Raw genomic sequence first — 14,164 nt, forward strand, 5'->3', positions numbered from 1 at the left:
AAAAATTCACAAGATTGATCTTTTTTTCGATTCTGGGCGTTATTTTTATAGATATAATGAATGCATATAGATAAAGGAGAGTTAACGATGAAAAAATTATCATTATTCTTAAGCATATTTGCTGTTCTTCTGTTAACAGCTTGCGGAAACAATAATTCAGACAGCACCAAAGGGGATGGAGACAAACTTCCGGAAATGGTGGAAGTGGAAGTACTTCTTCCTGAAAAAATTGAACCGAATGAAGAAGTGAAAATCGAAGCGCTCGTTACCCAAGGCGAGGAAAAAGTCGAGGACGCAAACGAAGTAACCTTTGAAGTATGGAAACAAGGACAGGAAAAGGACCACGAAATGATTGAAGGGAAAAATGACGGTTCCGGCATCTATTCCTTTACGAAGACATTTGAAGAAGAAGGCTTCTACTTTGTCGTGGCACATACAACTGCAAGAGACATGCATGTCATGCCGCGAGTAGAGATGACCGTTGGAAATCCTGATCCTGCCACTAAAGAGGAATCCGGTCATGACCATGGTTCAGAGCATTCCAATCACGAAGGCAGCCATGATGGGGAAACTCATTCAAACCATGAAAGTCATGAGCACGAACACGATGCAACATTAATGATGACACTTAATAATAAAGAAGCGGTAAAGGTAAACGAAGAAGTGACTTTGTCCACAGAATTGAAAAAAGACAATGCAGCTCTAAAGGATGCTACCGTTCGCTTTGAAGTGTGGCATGTGGATGCCGAAAATCATGAATATATCGATGCCAATGAAGTCACTGAAGGTGTATATGAAGCGAAAACCACCTTCAAGGAAAAGGGCATGCATCATATCCAGATCCATGTAGAGAAAGACGAGCTTCATGAGCATCAATTGGAAGAGCTTGAAGTGGAGTAACAAAAAGGATGACCTCGAGGGGTCATCCTTTTTTTGGCTGTTTTCGCATAAATTGTTGCTTTTGACGTATTCAAAGTAAACACGTTATATTACTAGTCTTCGTGCTCTTTTCTGTGTAGTAGATTCTTTTTCACTTTGAATAATATGGGGAGAAAAGCTGTAAAAAATCCAAGTGCCGATTTTTTACGGGCGTAAAGCAATAAACTTTAAGAAAAGAGCCTTTTTGTAAATTAAAAATCAAAATTATCCGGATCTGGACCAACACGTTTGTTTTCATTTAACGCATGAATCTTCTGCATATCCTCATCCGTGATTTCAAAGTCGAAGATATCGGCATTTTCCTTGATACGGTGCTCTTTTACAGACTTAGGAATGGTAACGACACCATTCTGCAGGTCCCAGCGAAGGATGATCTGTGCAACAGACTTGTTGTATTTCTCTGCAAGCTCCATCAGCACTTCGTTTTGAAGCAGCTCACCCTGCATAAGCGGAGACCACGCTTCCATTTGGATACCATTCTCTTTACAGAAGTTAAGCAATTCAACTTGAGATAGTTTAGGGTGATATTCCACCTGATTCACCATCGGCTTCACTTCTGCCACATTCAAAATGTCCTGAAGATGATGGATGTGGAAATTGCTTACGCCGATTGCCCTAACTTTTCCATCCGCATAAAGCTTTTCCAATGCTCTCCAAGTGTCGACGTACTTGCCTTTTACCGGCCAGTGAACTAGATATAAATCCAGATACTCCAAGCCAAGCTTCTCCATGCTTGCCTCAAATGCAGCAAGAGTGGATTCATATCCTTGATCGGCATTCCATACCTTTGTCGTGATGAATAATTCTTCACGAGGAACGCCTGCTTCTTTGATCGCCTTGCCCACACCATCTTCATTTTTATAGATGGCTGCCGTATCGATGCTGCGGTAGCCCGCTTGAATTGCCATTTTCACGGAGCTTTCCACTTCCTGCCCCTCTTCCACCTTGAATACACCTAATCCAAACCAGGGCATTTCCACCCCATTATGTAAAGTCGTTGTTGAAGTTAAACCATTTACCAAAGGAATCAGCCTCCTATTCATTAATAAATTCATTATGACCGATTACAGGTAAGATGCAAATTTTATGCTCGGATTCACACTTCTTTTTGTCCCAGGATATAGATAGAAAAAAGGAGTTTTCGATGGAGATGTATGACTACCTGATGCTCTTGAATGTGTTGGTGATTGTCTCTTCTACAATGATCAGTTACCTTTATGTCTCACAGATGGTTCTGAAAAAGGGAGCATTTCTGTTCCACACTGTAATAAGCCTCTCCTTTGTGGTTGCTGCCTGGTTTGTGACCACCAGTATATGGTACTACCTGACCATAAGAGTAGATGGACTCCTTTACCTCGGCGGGATGCTATTCAACCTGATAGTCATGATGTTCTGTGTAACAGTCCTTATATCGTATCTTATTGTAAGGCGAACTTATCTGATCAGGCAATTTCAAGCTAAAAATAAATAAAACTCATCACCCAGCGTATCTAAAGCTGGGTGATGAGTTTTTTGTCCTTTGTTACTTCATTCCATTCTTCACAGCACCCGCAATCTGGATGGTACGTTTAGCCTGATGCTTTACTGCTGCTGTCACATCTTCCTTCCATTTTCCTTCCTGATCTGCTGTTACACTCGTTCCATATGGGTTCCCGCCTGCAGCAAAAATGGAGTCATCCGTATAACCCGGTGCCGCTACAATTGCTCCCCAATGGAACATTGTCGTATATAGGGACAATATGGTCTGCTCCTGGCCACCGTGGGGATTGCTCGCAGATGTCATCGCGCTGACCACCTTATTTGTAAGCTTGCCTTCCGACCATAGCCCACCTGTTGTATCCAGGAACTGCTTCATTTGCGACGGAACAGTTCCATACCTTGTTGGAACACTAAAAATGTACGCATCCGCCCATACCAGATCATCCAGGCTCGCAGTAGGAACATCCTTCGTCTCCTCCAAATGCGCCTTCCAAGCTGGGTTTCCATTTATCGCTTCTTCCGGTGCCAGCTCAGGAACCTTTACAAGCTTAACTTCAGCCCCTGTTTCCTTCGCCGCTTCTTCCGCTGTTTTGGCCAATTTGTAGTTTGTCCCTGTTGAACTATAATAGATGATTGCCAATTTCACATCATTACTCATAAAAACAACCTCTCCTTTTCGTAAAAAAATGCTACATCCTCATTCAACTTCAAAGATTTACCTATATAGTCCCTCTACCCTCTTATCTTGATTTCAAACAAAATGGCACTTTTCGTAAAGATGGCTGCGAATACACCCAACAAAAAACCGCCGGCAATTACCAGCGGTTCTTTGTCTACTAATCTATTAGTTTACAATTGCCAACGAGAAGTTCTGTGGTCCAACAGGTACGTTGTAAGCCTGTACCTCTACCGTATACGTCCCGCTTTGCGGCGCATTGATAAATACATTTTCAACGTTATTGCGGCCATCCCAGTTATTATTGTATGGCGCAGTAAAGTCATTTCCTACATATTGGGTGCCATTTGGAGCTGTAATGACAAGATCCAAATCATTTACTAGCGTTACGGAAGCAGTTGTGCTCGCTGGAGCATCAGACCATACCAGGGAAATCTTCAACGGCTTGCCGGCAGTAGCAGTAAACGAGTACGTCGCTTTTTGGCTGGTTGATAGAGAACTGGACTCGTTCACATAGGCAACGTTCAGGGATTTATCCAATGTCACTCGGCCCCATCCTTGGTTTCCGTTCGGGTAGCCAAGGCCGATGTCAGCCGCACCAGCAATCAGTGCCGCTTTTAATAAAGATGGCTTTGGTGTGATGCCTCTATTTTTTACAAAATGCTCACGAAGCTGTGCTACATTTCCTGCAACAATCGGTGTAGCCATGGAAGTTCCACCCATGTATGCATATTTGCTGTCATGGTTCGCCCAGAAGGAGGAATCCGGTGCAAGTGACGATCTTGCTGATAAAATGAACGTTCCCGGTGCCATGACATCCGGCTTGATACGTCCATCCTTCGTCGGTCCACGGGAAGAGAACTGTGCCACATGGTTGATGTTATCCGCATAGGACCCGAAGCTTGGACGGAGGTTTTCCGTAGCGCCGACTGTTATCGCATTTTTAGCAGTACCTGGTGCACTGATGGTTCCGCCGTTCGGCCCTTCATTCCCGGCAGCGAAAAGGATCGTCATATCATTTTTGCGTACATAGTCATCCACATTTCTGGAATCTGTCGTGTAAGCCCCATTCACTGCTGCACCCCATGAGTTTGTATGAATTCTGGCTCCTGCACTGTATGCTTGGCTGAATAAGGTTTGCAGATTGGAAGGTAGACCTCCAAGTCCTCCACCGCTATCCATGATAGATTGGAAGACTAGATTCGCCTGAGGTGCCATTCCCTTATTAGTGGAGCCGTTTCCTAATACAGAGCCTGCCACATGTGTACCATGACCGTGTGTATCATTGGCATTATTCGTGCGGCCTAGGGCATATAATGCCGTAATCTTACCACGGAAGGCTTCATGCATCGTACTGTCGTTTTTCCCAGTATCAAGCCCTGTATCGGCAACTGCTACGATCTGTCCTTGTCCATACAACCCGTAGCTGCTCTGAGCCACATCCGCTTTGACAATTCCACGCGCAACATCATTCATCACCTTATACTCAGGCTTTGCCGTAATATAAAGCACATCATTGCTGGTTGCGAATTGAGCGATTTGCTCGATGCCTCTTAATTGCACCTCTTTATTTTTCTGCTTTGTATCAAGCGCCACTGCTTTTACAAGCTCTGATGCCCCTTTTGTGAAAAGCTGGGGATCTATTCTGTATATCGGCAAGTAAGGCTCCACGGATTCCACGTGCTCAATGGTGCTTGTTGCTGACTTAACATCGCCCTCATACTCGACAATGTAAGCATAATCAGGTATGTAGTCGAGAATCTTTGCCCCTGTTTTTTCTAGCTGCTGTTTTGTTTCTTCTAGAATTGGTCCATTAAATTGGACAATATGGAGTTTATTATTTGCCGGGACTGTTTCAAGCTTCTTCTGCAAACCTTTTGGAAGTTTCACATTTTCAGATTCCACCAGAAATGCAGCAGCACCAGTCTGCCCCTGCTTGGAGAAACCTTTAGCATCAGTTGTTGTCTGAATTCCTTTGAAATCCAGATCAAAATTCCTTGCACCACCTGCAGATGGATTACTTAACGCAACAGTCGACAAAATCGCTGCAGCTGATAAAACAGATAAAAACACCTTTTTCTTCTTTCTCATCCTGAACCCCACTCCTCTCAATTCGTAACTCCCCCTTAATTTAGCACACAAAAAGAATACTTTATATTGGGAAAATTCAGACTTAAAAGGCATACTGTTAGGCTTTTTTCCGCCCTACTTTCCCAATGGAAAAGCACTGCCAAAAATAAAAAACACACGCAAGATCCCATAAGGGACTTACGTGTGCTCTGAAATGAATCAACCGTTCGGAAGCGGATCCGGATGCTCATCCTTCAATGGGGAAACCAAATCCGGAGCTCCCACAACCACCACAGCTTTCTGGGTAGTCTGTGAGGCAATATCATCTTGACCATTAGAGAAAATGAAACCAACCATCAGGAAAACAAGTAACAATTTTTTCATCTGACCCTCTCCTTAGTATAAAAATGTTTGCTTCTTTAACTCCTGGTAACACAAAGAATAGAAGTAGCTCGCTTTTTTGTACTTATAGCAGGACTCAAAGTAGATAGCGAGTTTTTCCGCATATTTTATAATAGGCTCCTTAAAGTCATGCTGCTGGAAAAAAGGGAGCGCCACTTCCAAGAAAAATGTGTCCAAATCATCATAATTTCCCTCTAGGATAAATTCGAAAATGGTGAAATAATAATGATGCTCGATGTGTTCCTCTGGATCTTGCATCAGGGATTTCCCCAGATGAAGCCATTTTCTGCACTGTTCGGCATCTCCCAGATGGTCATACTCTATCAAAAGGCAATAGATAGAATCCAACTTACTTTCGAGGTTTCTGCCCTCTTTCAGATAATAGCTCTTCTCAAACTCTTCAATTGCTTGCGTGTGATGCTTCCGAATGGAGTACAATTTCCCTAGATTGTGATAGATTAGTGCCTGTAGATACGTATTATTCAAGGATTCGGAAAGCTTCTGTGCCAATAGGTAGCTTTCCTCGGACCGGTCATATTCACCGATTCTGCGATAACAGATCCCGAGTAGCACCTGACATTCAGCACTTCTTTTCAAATCATAGATTGCCTGAAAGATAAGCAGCGCCTTCGTAGTATGTGTGATGCTCAAGGGGACTTTTGTCGTCTGGCTGTATGTGAGGCCAAAAAGATAATAGAGGTCGGCCTCCTCCGCGCTTTCAAAATTGGTGCTCCGCTGCAGCAATTTTTCGGCTGCTTTCAGATGCTCCAGTGCTTCAGAATAATTGTTCTGCCTGTAGCTAAAAATCGCATAGAACTTTTTAAAATAATAATGCATCTGCAAGTCAAAAATATCATGGAACTGTACCAGCTTATCGATTAGCACCTTGGCCTGTTCCAAGTCCCGCAGATAAAGATAGTACCGGAGTTCAAATAGAATGAAATACATGTATGTTTTTGTATTGACAGACTGAATTTTCAAGGAGAGCTGCTCGTAGCGCAGCTTTATTTCGTCGCTGTTGCTAGTGACCATCAATTTGTACCAGGCCATCAGCTCACCAAGGATGGTCTCGTCCTGTTGCTCGATCAGACTGACTCCAAGCCTCTCACATAACAGCTGTAATACTTCCTCACTTGGGGAGGTCAAATTGTTTTCTATTTTAGAAAGATAGGACACCGAAATGATTCCCTTGGCCAAATCCTCTTGCTTTAAATTGCGCTGGATGCGAAAAAACTTCAGCTTACTACCGATATCCATTTTGGTTGTTTTGGCAGATTGTTGATCGATCTTAATCATATGGACCATTCCTCCGCAATATCTATATTCTTAATATTCAGATTACTAAAGGTGAGTCTATGTAACTAAAAACTGTCTCTTCTTTATTATAAAAGGCTTAATTCCATTTAGTAACCATTATTTATAGTTTTCTAGGCATATTTTTAATGGGAATATTTCCCCATTCTCCCACATATACTTAACCCTTGTTATTTTTACACTATATTTGACGAACGGTAACTAGTTTTGTCTACTATAAAGGATTTCTTCATTGAATGTTTAATAGTGTTGTGTAAGGGAGGGATGTTACATGGAATTAAAAACACATGAAGTTGCAAAAGAGTTGGGGATGGCTCCAAGAACCATCCGAAAATGGGTACAGAAATACAAAATCCCTTGCAGCAAAAATGATTATGGTCACTATGTATATGATCAGAAAGCTATTCTCTTGTTGGAAACCTTGAAAGCCAGTTCAGAAGTTGCAGGGTCACTGGATGAATATGAGTCTCCCCCTCCAATTAAAGAACCTACATCCATCATCCAACAGCCCAATGAGCCAAAGGAGCAGAAAATGGAACTTCTATATGACAGAATAAATAGAGTAGAACGATTGTTAGACCAAAAAGCGGACGAGGTGGTATCCTACCAATTGCTCCAACAACGAAAGGAAATTGAAGATCTCACGAAAAGAGTCGGGGAATTAGAGGAAATCATCCTTACCCTGCAGACTCCGAGTGTAAAGAAATACGAACCGCCCCTTATTTTTGACCAACCCGTTAAAACCAAACGGCGCGGGATGTTCCGCTCCATTTTTGGGCTTTAGGGAAGCTGACCTTTATTTTGGCCAGCTTCTTTTTTTGTCTTCCACAAGCAGATGGTCCATTACAAGATTGAACTGATGTATTAATCCTAGTTTCTCTGTTTCCTTCAGGCGGGACCCACTTATCCGCTTGATCGCAAGGAAATATTTTGCCCATGGTGATTTTCTCGTCCGGGGATGAGTCAACTCATCCTTCAGCTCTATCTTTATCGCCTCTTCAAGCTGCTCGGTCACGGGTTTTGCAGAATGGGATAATGATCGGTTACTCCAAAGCTCCTTATAGGCCTCTAATAGTCTATCCGGGTTCTCCATACAGTTTCTGCCCACTTTCTTACAAAATTCGTCAAACATATAGAATTTTCTTTCAATTTATGGTACTTTGTTAATGAATAATAGTACTTATCGCATCTTGGTTAAGGGGACTCGCAATGAATCTACTGAAAGATATTCTACTACAATTATTCTTTTTATTTCTACCTGTATTTCTATATTACCACTTCGATAATAAATACCAACATCACATATCGGAATTCAAAAGGCAATGGACGTTCTTTTTGTATTGTGCTGTTTCTGTACTCATATGCATGCATTTCCCTATTGAATTACAGGATGGCTACGTTTTTAATCTGGCATTTATCCCTGTCATCTTATCCATTTTATATGGTGGTTATCTTTCCGGAATTTTGACGATTCTCCTTATATTTGTCTATCCGTTGTTTTCAACAGGATCAACCAGCTTTCTTTTCATTTTTTTAACGGTACCATTTATCGTACTTTTACCCACTTTTTTACAACCTCGATGGAAGGGTTATCATAAAAATAAAAAATATCTGCTTTCCTTTTTAATTATTACTGTCAAGCTTCCCATTTACTTTGTTTTCATTTTATACAAGGGAATTTCGGGAGACTTACTTGGACCAGACATCTATGTGTCCGCATTATTGTGTTGGCTGATTCTATGCTTGTCTTTATTTCTCCTTATTTACTTTATTGAATATTGTCTAGACCTTGGTAACCTTAGAAAACAGTTGAAACGTATGAGAAGGCTGCAACATGTAACCAGCATAGCTACAGATGTATCTGATGAGGTCCATAAACCTCTGACAATGGTAAAGGGCTTCACTCAATTGCTTGGGGCGGAGCAGAACAAAACAAACAGAGAATATGTTCCTATCATCCTTTCGGAATTGGACCGTGCAGAGTCCATTATCCATTCCTACCTCAATCTGGCAAAATCATCAGAAACCTTTCCTGCCAAATCCCTTTCTTCCAAAGAACTGATGGAAGAGGTAATGGATCGATTGCACACCTATGCAGCAAATAATCACATCCAGCTTAATGGGGGACCATTGCGTAATCTTCGTCTTCGAGGGAATATGGAACTTCTGTCCGAGTCCTTCACAAGTATCCTCAAAATCTGCATGGATGCAATGCCCGCTTCTGGAGGAAAGATTGATGTGAAAAACTTCCGAAGAGGAAACGATGTCATTTTTGAAATTGTGGATGTGGAGGGCAAAATGAAAGAAGCCACCCTTCATTTACTTGAGAATTATCAGTATCCATCCGAAAATATACATAACGACCAAGTCAATGCCGCTTTTTCCATTCTTTTCGCTCATTATGGTGATATTGAAGTGAAACGCGGTTTTTTCCGAAGTAACGTGATCCAGTTAACACTTCCTGCTTATATCAGGAAAAGAAACCAGCTTAACCATAGATTTGTATCTCCTTAAGATGAAAAAAGTCCTTATCCAAGTTAATGGATGGAGGACTTTTTTGTATTTCTAGCCTGAGAAAATGACCTGCATGTTTAATGGGCCATTAAGGCATAACCCGACATAAACCCTATAATTGCACCAAATACACTTATCAGGATATAAAGTGCCGCTTTCTTGAAATAGCCTGCCCGCAGCAGCTGCACAGCCTCCATACTGAATGTGGAAAAAGTAGTAAAAGACCCGAAGAAACCAATGCCTACTAAAAGAAAAAGAAGATTGCTGTAAAGTTCAGGTTCTTCATGCAAATGGCCCATCAACATCCCCAATCCAAATGACCCGGCTAAATTGACCATGATCATGGCAACTGGAATACGCGGGGAAGGATAGCGCTTCATTATTACTACTCCGGTTAAATATCTGCCAACAGCCCCAGTGCCACCGCCAAGGATAACCATCAGCTGTTGAATACCTTCATTCATCATTCCGCCCCAACCTTTCCGGCCTTACCGTGAAGCGCTCCAGCTTTCATACCCAAGTGCATTCCCAGGAAAGCCAAAGCTATCCCTAAGATAACGGTAACGGATACATAACTCGCAACCTCCAGGATCTGTCCATCCATCCATAAGTGGAAAACATCACCACCAAACGTGGACATCGTGGTAAAGCCCCCACACAGCCCGACTCCAAGACCAAGCTTCACCCATTCCCTGCTCTGCACCACCAAAAAAACCCCGCTCAGAACACCCAACACAAAACTCCCAAGCAGATTCTCCACCACCGTCCCGAGCGGAAAACCAAACCCAAGCAACCCAACATTAATCAAATACCGCACATAAGCACCTGCTGCGCCCCCTACAAAAACCGCTAGCACATTCGCCATAAATCTTCATTCACCTTCCGGGGTCTGGCCCCTAACAATAATTTATTTCTATTGTAATCTATTGTAATACAATTTAAGTGTAAATTTACAGGGCCCTTTGATTGGAGGGGAGCACACAACGATTTATGGAGGGAGATTTTTTTCTTTCGGGGGCTGTATTGGTTATTGTTTGCTGGGAATAATATAGAATAGACCGACTCTACCTTAGGAGGAGTATTTTGTGGATCAGCAGGAAAGGAAGCAAGCCGCAAACGTCAAAGGAGTAAAGAGTGCCGAAAATAGAATGAACGTGAGGAACCTCTTAGTTCAGGAGAAATTGCAGCAGCATCTATCCTATGTCCGAAAAGAGCTTGCAGAAGATTACCCGCTTTCTTTGAAAAAGGCGCTTTCCGAGCGCGTCATTTCCTTGAACAGAAAAAAGCTTACCCAGATATTGAAGGAAGATGAACAGTCAGAAGAAGCAAGATAATGTCCTATATCTTCATCTGCGGAGGTGCAGCTCTCAAAGCCGCACCTCCGCAGCAAAAAGAAGCTGGCCCATTATGGCCAGCTTCCTCTTTTTAGAGCTCCACCTTTTCCAATTCTGGTTCAAAGTAGGCCCTTACAATTATATTCAGGATCTCATCAGTCATATTCAGATGAGCAATCGGGCTATCCGCAATCAGCTTCTGCGTATTGCGATCCTTAAACGAAATACTGCGGTCAAGATAAGGATCAAACACTTGCAGCATGCCATTTAGCTGTTTCTCAACAGGTGACAGTGAAAAGCCAGTCCCTTTTTCATAGATGCCAAGACTATCGAATTGAAGATGATTTTTAATGGTGTTCAATATATCCCTGTTTTTAGGAGGGGTTGGATTCGTAATATTATAGATTGTATTCTTCTTGGCCTTGGTAGCTGCAATGGTTAAGATATCAGCTACATAATCGACTGGCACCAAATTGGATGTACCATTCTTCGAACCGACAAGATGCACCTTCTCCACACTGTCTTTGCGGTCCAGACGGCGTTTGAAAAGCTCGAGGCCTCTCATGAAGCCATAAAGGGTAAAGGTGGAATCCGCTTCTCCCGTTTTGGAATCACCTACAATAATGGCAGGCCTGAAGATGGAAACCTCCATTCTTTCCCGGTAACGGAATACCTCATGCTCCGCTAGAGCCTTACTCTCTTCATATGGATTATTGAATCCTTGAGTGAGTTCATACAATTCCTCTACACCTTCATTGGACTTTCCAACCGTATAGGCCGTGCTCACATGAATGAACTTCGCTGCACCAAGTTTTTCTGCAACCTTAAGCGCCTCTTTTGTTCCAGTGTAGTTCATATTCATTAATGTATCATGCAGGTCATGGTCGAACTTCACAAGTGCAGCCAGATGATAGAAAATATCGACTGTATTTGATAAGGAATCCAGTACAGCCTTTGATATTCCGAAATTCGGCAACACAATATCCCCTTGAAGGATATACACCCTCCCTTGTAAGGATAAAGGGAGATTTCCCTTCAAAGCGTTTGCCTTTTCCAGGTTTCGAGCCAATATATGAACAGTGTGACCTTCTTCCAAAAGGTTGCGAATAAGCCTGCCCCCAAGAAATCCAGTAGCACCGGTTAAAAATATATTCATAGAAGTTCCTCCATTGTTGAAACATGATTTTCAATCAACACAACTACAATCTTAATATAGAATTCTTGTTAAATCAAAACTTGGAAAATATTGAAGATTCTAAACGAGCATATCTTTGTTGGTAGATGGCTTGTCCACTAAGGTATAATGCAAGAAAAGGTGTCTGAAAGGAAGTCTGTGATGAAAAAATTTTGGGGAATCATCATTCTTGTGGCTATTGGATTGACAGCCTATTTTTTTATACCCAATATTTTCGCTTCTGTAACCCAAAAGTCACTTGGCAGTGTTCCATTTGAATATAAGGAAAATGAAAATATCGCCTACGCCACATTTGCAGGTGGATGCTTTTGGTGCATGGAGCCTCCTTTTGAAAAACTGCCAGGAGTTTATGAAGTAATATCCGGCTATACAGGAGGAGAAGTTGAAAACCCATCCTATAATGAAGTGACTACCGGCACGACCGGCCATATGGAGGCGGTGGTTGTCACCTATAACCCCAACATTATCGAGTACTCCACACTGTTGGATGTTTTCTGGCGTCAGGTCGATCCCACCGATGCAGAAGGACAATTTGTCGATAAAGGCACTCCTTATCAATCCGCCATTTTCACACACAATGAGGAACAGCGGATGGAAGCCGAAAAATCCAGGGAAGAAATGATAGCCTCCGGTCGTTTCGAAAAGCCGATAGTGACCAAAATCATCGAGGCACAAAACTTTTATATTGCAGAAGATTACCACCAGGACTACTATCTGAAAAACCCGGTCCGCTATGATTACTATCGCAGCAATTCCGGTCGTGACGACTTTTTGGATAATATTTGGGGTGAGGAACGTTTCATTACACCTGTAGTAAATGCTGTTGATAACTCCCTGCTCCACCTCTCCAAGGAGGAACTGAAATCCGTGCTGACCGAGGAACAGTATTTTGTCACACAAGAGGAAGGCACCGAGGAACCCTTCAACAATGAATACTGGGATTTCGAAGGGGAGGGAATCTATGTGGATATCGTTTCAGGCGAAGCACTATTCAGTTCCTTGGACAAATATGATTCCGGTACTGGCTGGCCCAGCTTTACGAAGCCGTTGGTGGCGGAAAACATTGTGGAGCTTGAGGACCGCGGCCTGTTCACCGTCCTTACAGAGGTCCGCAGCAAGCTTGGAAATTCGCACCTCGGTCATGTTTTTGATGATGGCCCCGAGCCGACAGGCCTCCGCTACTGCATGAACTCGGCTGCCCTCCGTTTTATTGCAAAAGAGGATTTGAAGAAAGAAGGATATGGAGAGTTTGCGGAACTATTCGATTAAGCAGACCAAATTAAAAGCACTTTTCCCCATCAAACGGAAAAGTGCTTTTTGTTTAGTCCTACCTATCCCCTGCCAGCACCTTGGACTTTTTCGTGCATGCCTCCATGGCTGAAACGACTGCGGCACGGAAGCCCTGTTTTTCAAGTGTGGTGACGGCTTCAATGGTTGCCCCGCCTGGAGTACAGACATTATCCTTCAGCTCGCCTGGATGCTTGCCTGTCTCCAGCACCATTTTTGCTGCTCCCAATACCGCTTGGGCTGCGAGCTTGTAGGCCTGATCCCGCGGGATCCCTTGCTGCACCGCTCCATCCGCCAATGCTTCAATGAACATATAGACATATGCAGGCGAAGATCCGCTGACAGCAGGAATCGCATCCATGAGTTGTTCCGTCAACACCTCCGCTTGACCGAAGCTTTCAAATAACCGGATTACCTCCTGAAGCTCGTCACTCTCCACCAGGTCATTCGCACATATGGCGCTCATCCCTTCGCCTACCAGTGATGGGGTATTAGGCATCACACGGACCGCCTTGATTCTTTTTTTGAAGGCACCCTCCAAAAAGTTCAAAGTAATCCCGGCAGCAATGGTAATAATCACTGCGTTTTCTTTTACATATCCCCTGATTTCCTCAATCACCGCTCCATGTAAATCAGGCTTTACCGCTAAAATCAGGATATCAGCGTGCTTTGCCACTTCACCATTATGTAGTCCAGCCTGTATGTTAAACTTTGTTGATACCTGCTCCACTGTCTGTTCTGTTCTCGCACTGGCAACTATGTGGTCTGGCTGATAGAGCTTAGACTTCAGCAGCCCGCCAATGATTGCCTGTGCCATTTTTCCGCATCCGATAAATCCTATTGTTTTTGTCATGGACATTACCTTCACTCCCATACTGTATGAATCGTATTATATAAGAATGGATGATATATGTACAATGGGACACGGAACCTGTCCCCATAAAAAAACTCACC

At 43.0% G+C, this 14,164-nt stretch carries 16 protein-coding genes; 6 read left to right on the forward strand and 10 right to left on the reverse strand.

Annotated features, from left to right (window positions below):
* Positions 1 to 87 precede the first annotated feature (87 nt).
* A complete protein-coding gene (locus ABN702_RS14655; protein WP_417897545.1) occupies positions 88 to 900 on the forward strand; it encodes a FixH family protein in 813 nt (270 codons plus the stop codon).
* Positions 901 to 1,130: 230 nt separating this feature from the next.
* On the opposite strand, the gene ABN702_RS14660 is transcribed toward ABN702_RS14655, so the two are convergent.
* A complete protein-coding gene (locus ABN702_RS14660; protein ID WP_417900923.1) occupies positions 1,131 to 1,913 on the reverse strand; it encodes an aldo/keto reductase in 783 nt (260 codons plus the stop codon).
* 170 nt (positions 1,914 to 2,083) lie between these two features.
* On the opposite strand from ABN702_RS14660, the gene ABN702_RS14665 reads away from it, so the two are divergent.
* Positions 2,084 to 2,410 (forward strand): hypothetical protein, encoded by a 327-nt coding sequence (locus tag ABN702_RS14665; protein ID WP_417897546.1) that lies wholly within the window; start codon positions 2,084 to 2,086, stop codon positions 2,408 to 2,410.
* A 51-nt stretch (positions 2,411 to 2,461) separates the two neighbouring features.
* Here ABN702_RS14665 and wrbA read toward each other — a convergent pair whose 3' ends face one another.
* The 4 genes from wrbA to ABN702_RS14685 all read right to left on the reverse strand — a co-directional run bounded on the left by wrbA (position 2,462) and on the right by ABN702_RS14685 (position 6,862).
* A complete protein-coding gene (gene wrbA, locus ABN702_RS14670) occupies positions 2,462 to 3,076 on the reverse strand; it encodes an NAD(P)H:quinone oxidoreductase (RefSeq protein ID WP_417897547.1) in 615 nt (204 codons plus the stop codon).
* Between the two features lie 186 nt (positions 3,077 to 3,262).
* Positions 3,263 to 5,185, reverse strand: a complete 1,923-nt coding sequence (locus tag ABN702_RS14675) for a S8 family serine peptidase (protein ID WP_417897548.1) — start codon at positions 5,183 to 5,185, stop codon at positions 3,263 to 3,265.
* Positions 5,186 to 5,383: 198 nt separating this feature from the next.
* The gene (locus tag ABN702_RS14680) at positions 5,384 to 5,548 is read right to left on the reverse strand and encodes a hypothetical protein (protein ID WP_417897549.1); all 165 of its coding nucleotides are present in this window, start codon (positions 5,546 to 5,548) and stop codon (positions 5,384 to 5,386) included.
* Positions 5,549 to 5,560: 12 nt separating this feature from the next.
* Positions 5,561 to 6,862 (reverse strand): helix-turn-helix domain-containing protein, encoded by a 1,302-nt coding sequence (locus tag ABN702_RS14685; protein ID WP_417897550.1) that lies wholly within the window; start codon positions 6,860 to 6,862, stop codon positions 5,561 to 5,563.
* A gap of 289 nt (positions 6,863 to 7,151) precedes the next feature.
* Here ABN702_RS14685 and ABN702_RS14690 point away from each other — a divergent pair, with 289 nt between their 5' ends.
* Positions 7,152 to 7,664, forward strand: coding sequence for a MerR family transcriptional regulator (locus tag ABN702_RS14690; protein ID WP_417897551.1), 513 nt, complete (start codon positions 7,152 to 7,154; stop codon positions 7,662 to 7,664).
* A 12-nt stretch (positions 7,665 to 7,676) separates the two neighbouring features.
* Here the strand turns inward: ABN702_RS14690 and ABN702_RS14695 are convergent, their stop codons facing one another.
* The gene (locus ABN702_RS14695) at positions 7,677 to 7,973 is read right to left on the reverse strand and encodes a hypothetical protein (protein WP_417897552.1); all 297 of its coding nucleotides are present in this window, start codon (positions 7,971 to 7,973) and stop codon (positions 7,677 to 7,679) included.
* 116 nt (positions 7,974 to 8,089) lie between these two features.
* Between ABN702_RS14695 and ABN702_RS14700 the strand changes: the two genes are divergently transcribed.
* A complete protein-coding gene (locus tag ABN702_RS14700) occupies positions 8,090 to 9,394 on the forward strand; it encodes a LytS/YhcK type 5TM receptor domain-containing protein (protein ID WP_417897553.1) in 1,305 nt (434 codons plus the stop codon).
* Positions 9,395 to 9,471: 77 nt separating this feature from the next.
* Here ABN702_RS14700 and crcB read toward each other — a convergent pair whose 3' ends face one another.
* Together crcB and ABN702_RS14710 are read right to left on the reverse strand one after the other, a co-directional pair.
* Entirely contained in the window at positions 9,472 to 9,861 is a 390-nt protein-coding gene (gene crcB, locus ABN702_RS14705) for a fluoride efflux transporter CrcB (protein ID WP_417897554.1), read from the reverse strand.
* The gene (locus ABN702_RS14710) at positions 9,858 to 10,259 is read right to left on the reverse strand and encodes a fluoride efflux transporter FluC (RefSeq protein ID WP_417897555.1); all 402 of its coding nucleotides are present in this window, start codon (positions 10,257 to 10,259) and stop codon (positions 9,858 to 9,860) included. Before ABN702_RS14710 ends, crcB begins: the two co-directional genes overlap by 4 nt.
* A 220-nt stretch (positions 10,260 to 10,479) precedes the next feature.
* Between ABN702_RS14710 and ABN702_RS14715 the strand changes: the two genes are divergently transcribed.
* Positions 10,480 to 10,728, forward strand: coding sequence for a hypothetical protein (locus tag ABN702_RS14715; RefSeq protein ID WP_417897556.1), 249 nt, complete (start codon positions 10,480 to 10,482; stop codon positions 10,726 to 10,728).
* 91 nt (positions 10,729 to 10,819) lie between these two features.
* Here the strand turns inward: ABN702_RS14715 and ABN702_RS14720 are convergent, their stop codons facing one another.
* Positions 10,820 to 11,884 (reverse strand): SDR family oxidoreductase, encoded by a 1,065-nt coding sequence (locus tag ABN702_RS14720; protein WP_417897557.1) that lies wholly within the window; start codon positions 11,882 to 11,884, stop codon positions 10,820 to 10,822.
* Positions 11,885 to 12,238: 354 nt separating this feature from the next.
* Between ABN702_RS14720 and msrB the strand changes: the two genes are divergently transcribed.
* Positions 12,239 to 13,192, forward strand: coding sequence for a peptide-methionine (R)-S-oxide reductase MsrB (gene msrB, locus ABN702_RS14725; protein ID WP_417900924.1), 954 nt, complete (start codon positions 12,239 to 12,241; stop codon positions 13,190 to 13,192).
* 58 nt (positions 13,193 to 13,250) lie between these two features.
* Here the strand turns inward: msrB and proC are convergent, their stop codons facing one another.
* Positions 13,251 to 14,063, reverse strand: coding sequence for a pyrroline-5-carboxylate reductase (gene proC, locus ABN702_RS14730; RefSeq protein ID WP_417900925.1), 813 nt, complete (start codon positions 14,061 to 14,063; stop codon positions 13,251 to 13,253).
* Between the last annotated feature and the right edge of the window lie 101 nt (positions 14,064 to 14,164).

Source organism: Bacillus haimaensis (assembly GCF_048270625.1).
GTDB classification, from domain to species: domain Bacteria; phylum Bacillota; class Bacilli; order Bacillales; family Bacillaceae_I; genus Sutcliffiella_A; species Sutcliffiella_A haimaensis.

Coding starts and splice junctions, on each gene's coding strand:
- ABN702_RS14655 (WP_417897545.1), top strand. CDS start 88: ATGAAAAAATTATCATTATTCTTAAGCATATTTGCTGTTCTTCTGTTA.
- ABN702_RS14660 (WP_417900923.1), bottom strand. CDS start 1,913: ATGCCCTGGTTTGGATTAGGTGTATTCAAGGTGGAAGAGGGGCAGGAA.
- ABN702_RS14665 (WP_417897546.1), top strand. CDS start 2,084: ATGGAGATGTATGACTACCTGATGCTCTTGAATGTGTTGGTGATTGTC.
- wrbA (WP_417897547.1), bottom strand. CDS start 3,076: ATGAGTAATGATGTGAAATTGGCAATCATCTATTATAGTTCAACAGGG.
- ABN702_RS14675 (WP_417897548.1), bottom strand. CDS start 5,185: ATGAGAAAGAAGAAAAAGGTGTTTTTATCTGTTTTATCAGCTGCAGCG.
- ABN702_RS14680 (WP_417897549.1), bottom strand. CDS start 5,548: ATGAAAAAATTGTTACTTGTTTTCCTGATGGTTGGTTTCATTTTCTCT.
- ABN702_RS14685 (WP_417897550.1), bottom strand. CDS start 6,862: ATGATTAAGATCGATCAACAATCTGCCAAAACAACCAAAATGGATATC.
- ABN702_RS14690 (WP_417897551.1), top strand. CDS start 7,152: ATGGAATTAAAAACACATGAAGTTGCAAAAGAGTTGGGGATGGCTCCA.
- ABN702_RS14695 (WP_417897552.1), bottom strand. CDS start 7,973: ATGGAGAACCCGGATAGACTATTAGAGGCCTATAAGGAGCTTTGGAGT.
- ABN702_RS14700 (WP_417897553.1), top strand. CDS start 8,090: ATGAATCTACTGAAAGATATTCTACTACAATTATTCTTTTTATTTCTA.
- crcB (WP_417897554.1), bottom strand. CDS start 9,861: ATGATGAATGAAGGTATTCAACAGCTGATGGTTATCCTTGGCGGTGGC.
- ABN702_RS14710 (WP_417897555.1), bottom strand. CDS start 10,259: ATGGCGAATGTGCTAGCGGTTTTTGTAGGGGGCGCAGCAGGTGCTTAT.
- ABN702_RS14720 (WP_417897557.1), bottom strand. CDS start 11,884: ATGAATATATTTTTAACCGGTGCTACTGGATTTCTTGGGGGCAGGCTT.
- msrB (WP_417900924.1), top strand. CDS start 12,239: ATGGAGCCTCCTTTTGAAAAACTGCCAGGAGTTTATGAAGTAATATCC.
- proC (WP_417900925.1), bottom strand. CDS start 14,063: ATGACAAAAACAATAGGATTTATCGGATGCGGAAAAATGGCACAGGCA.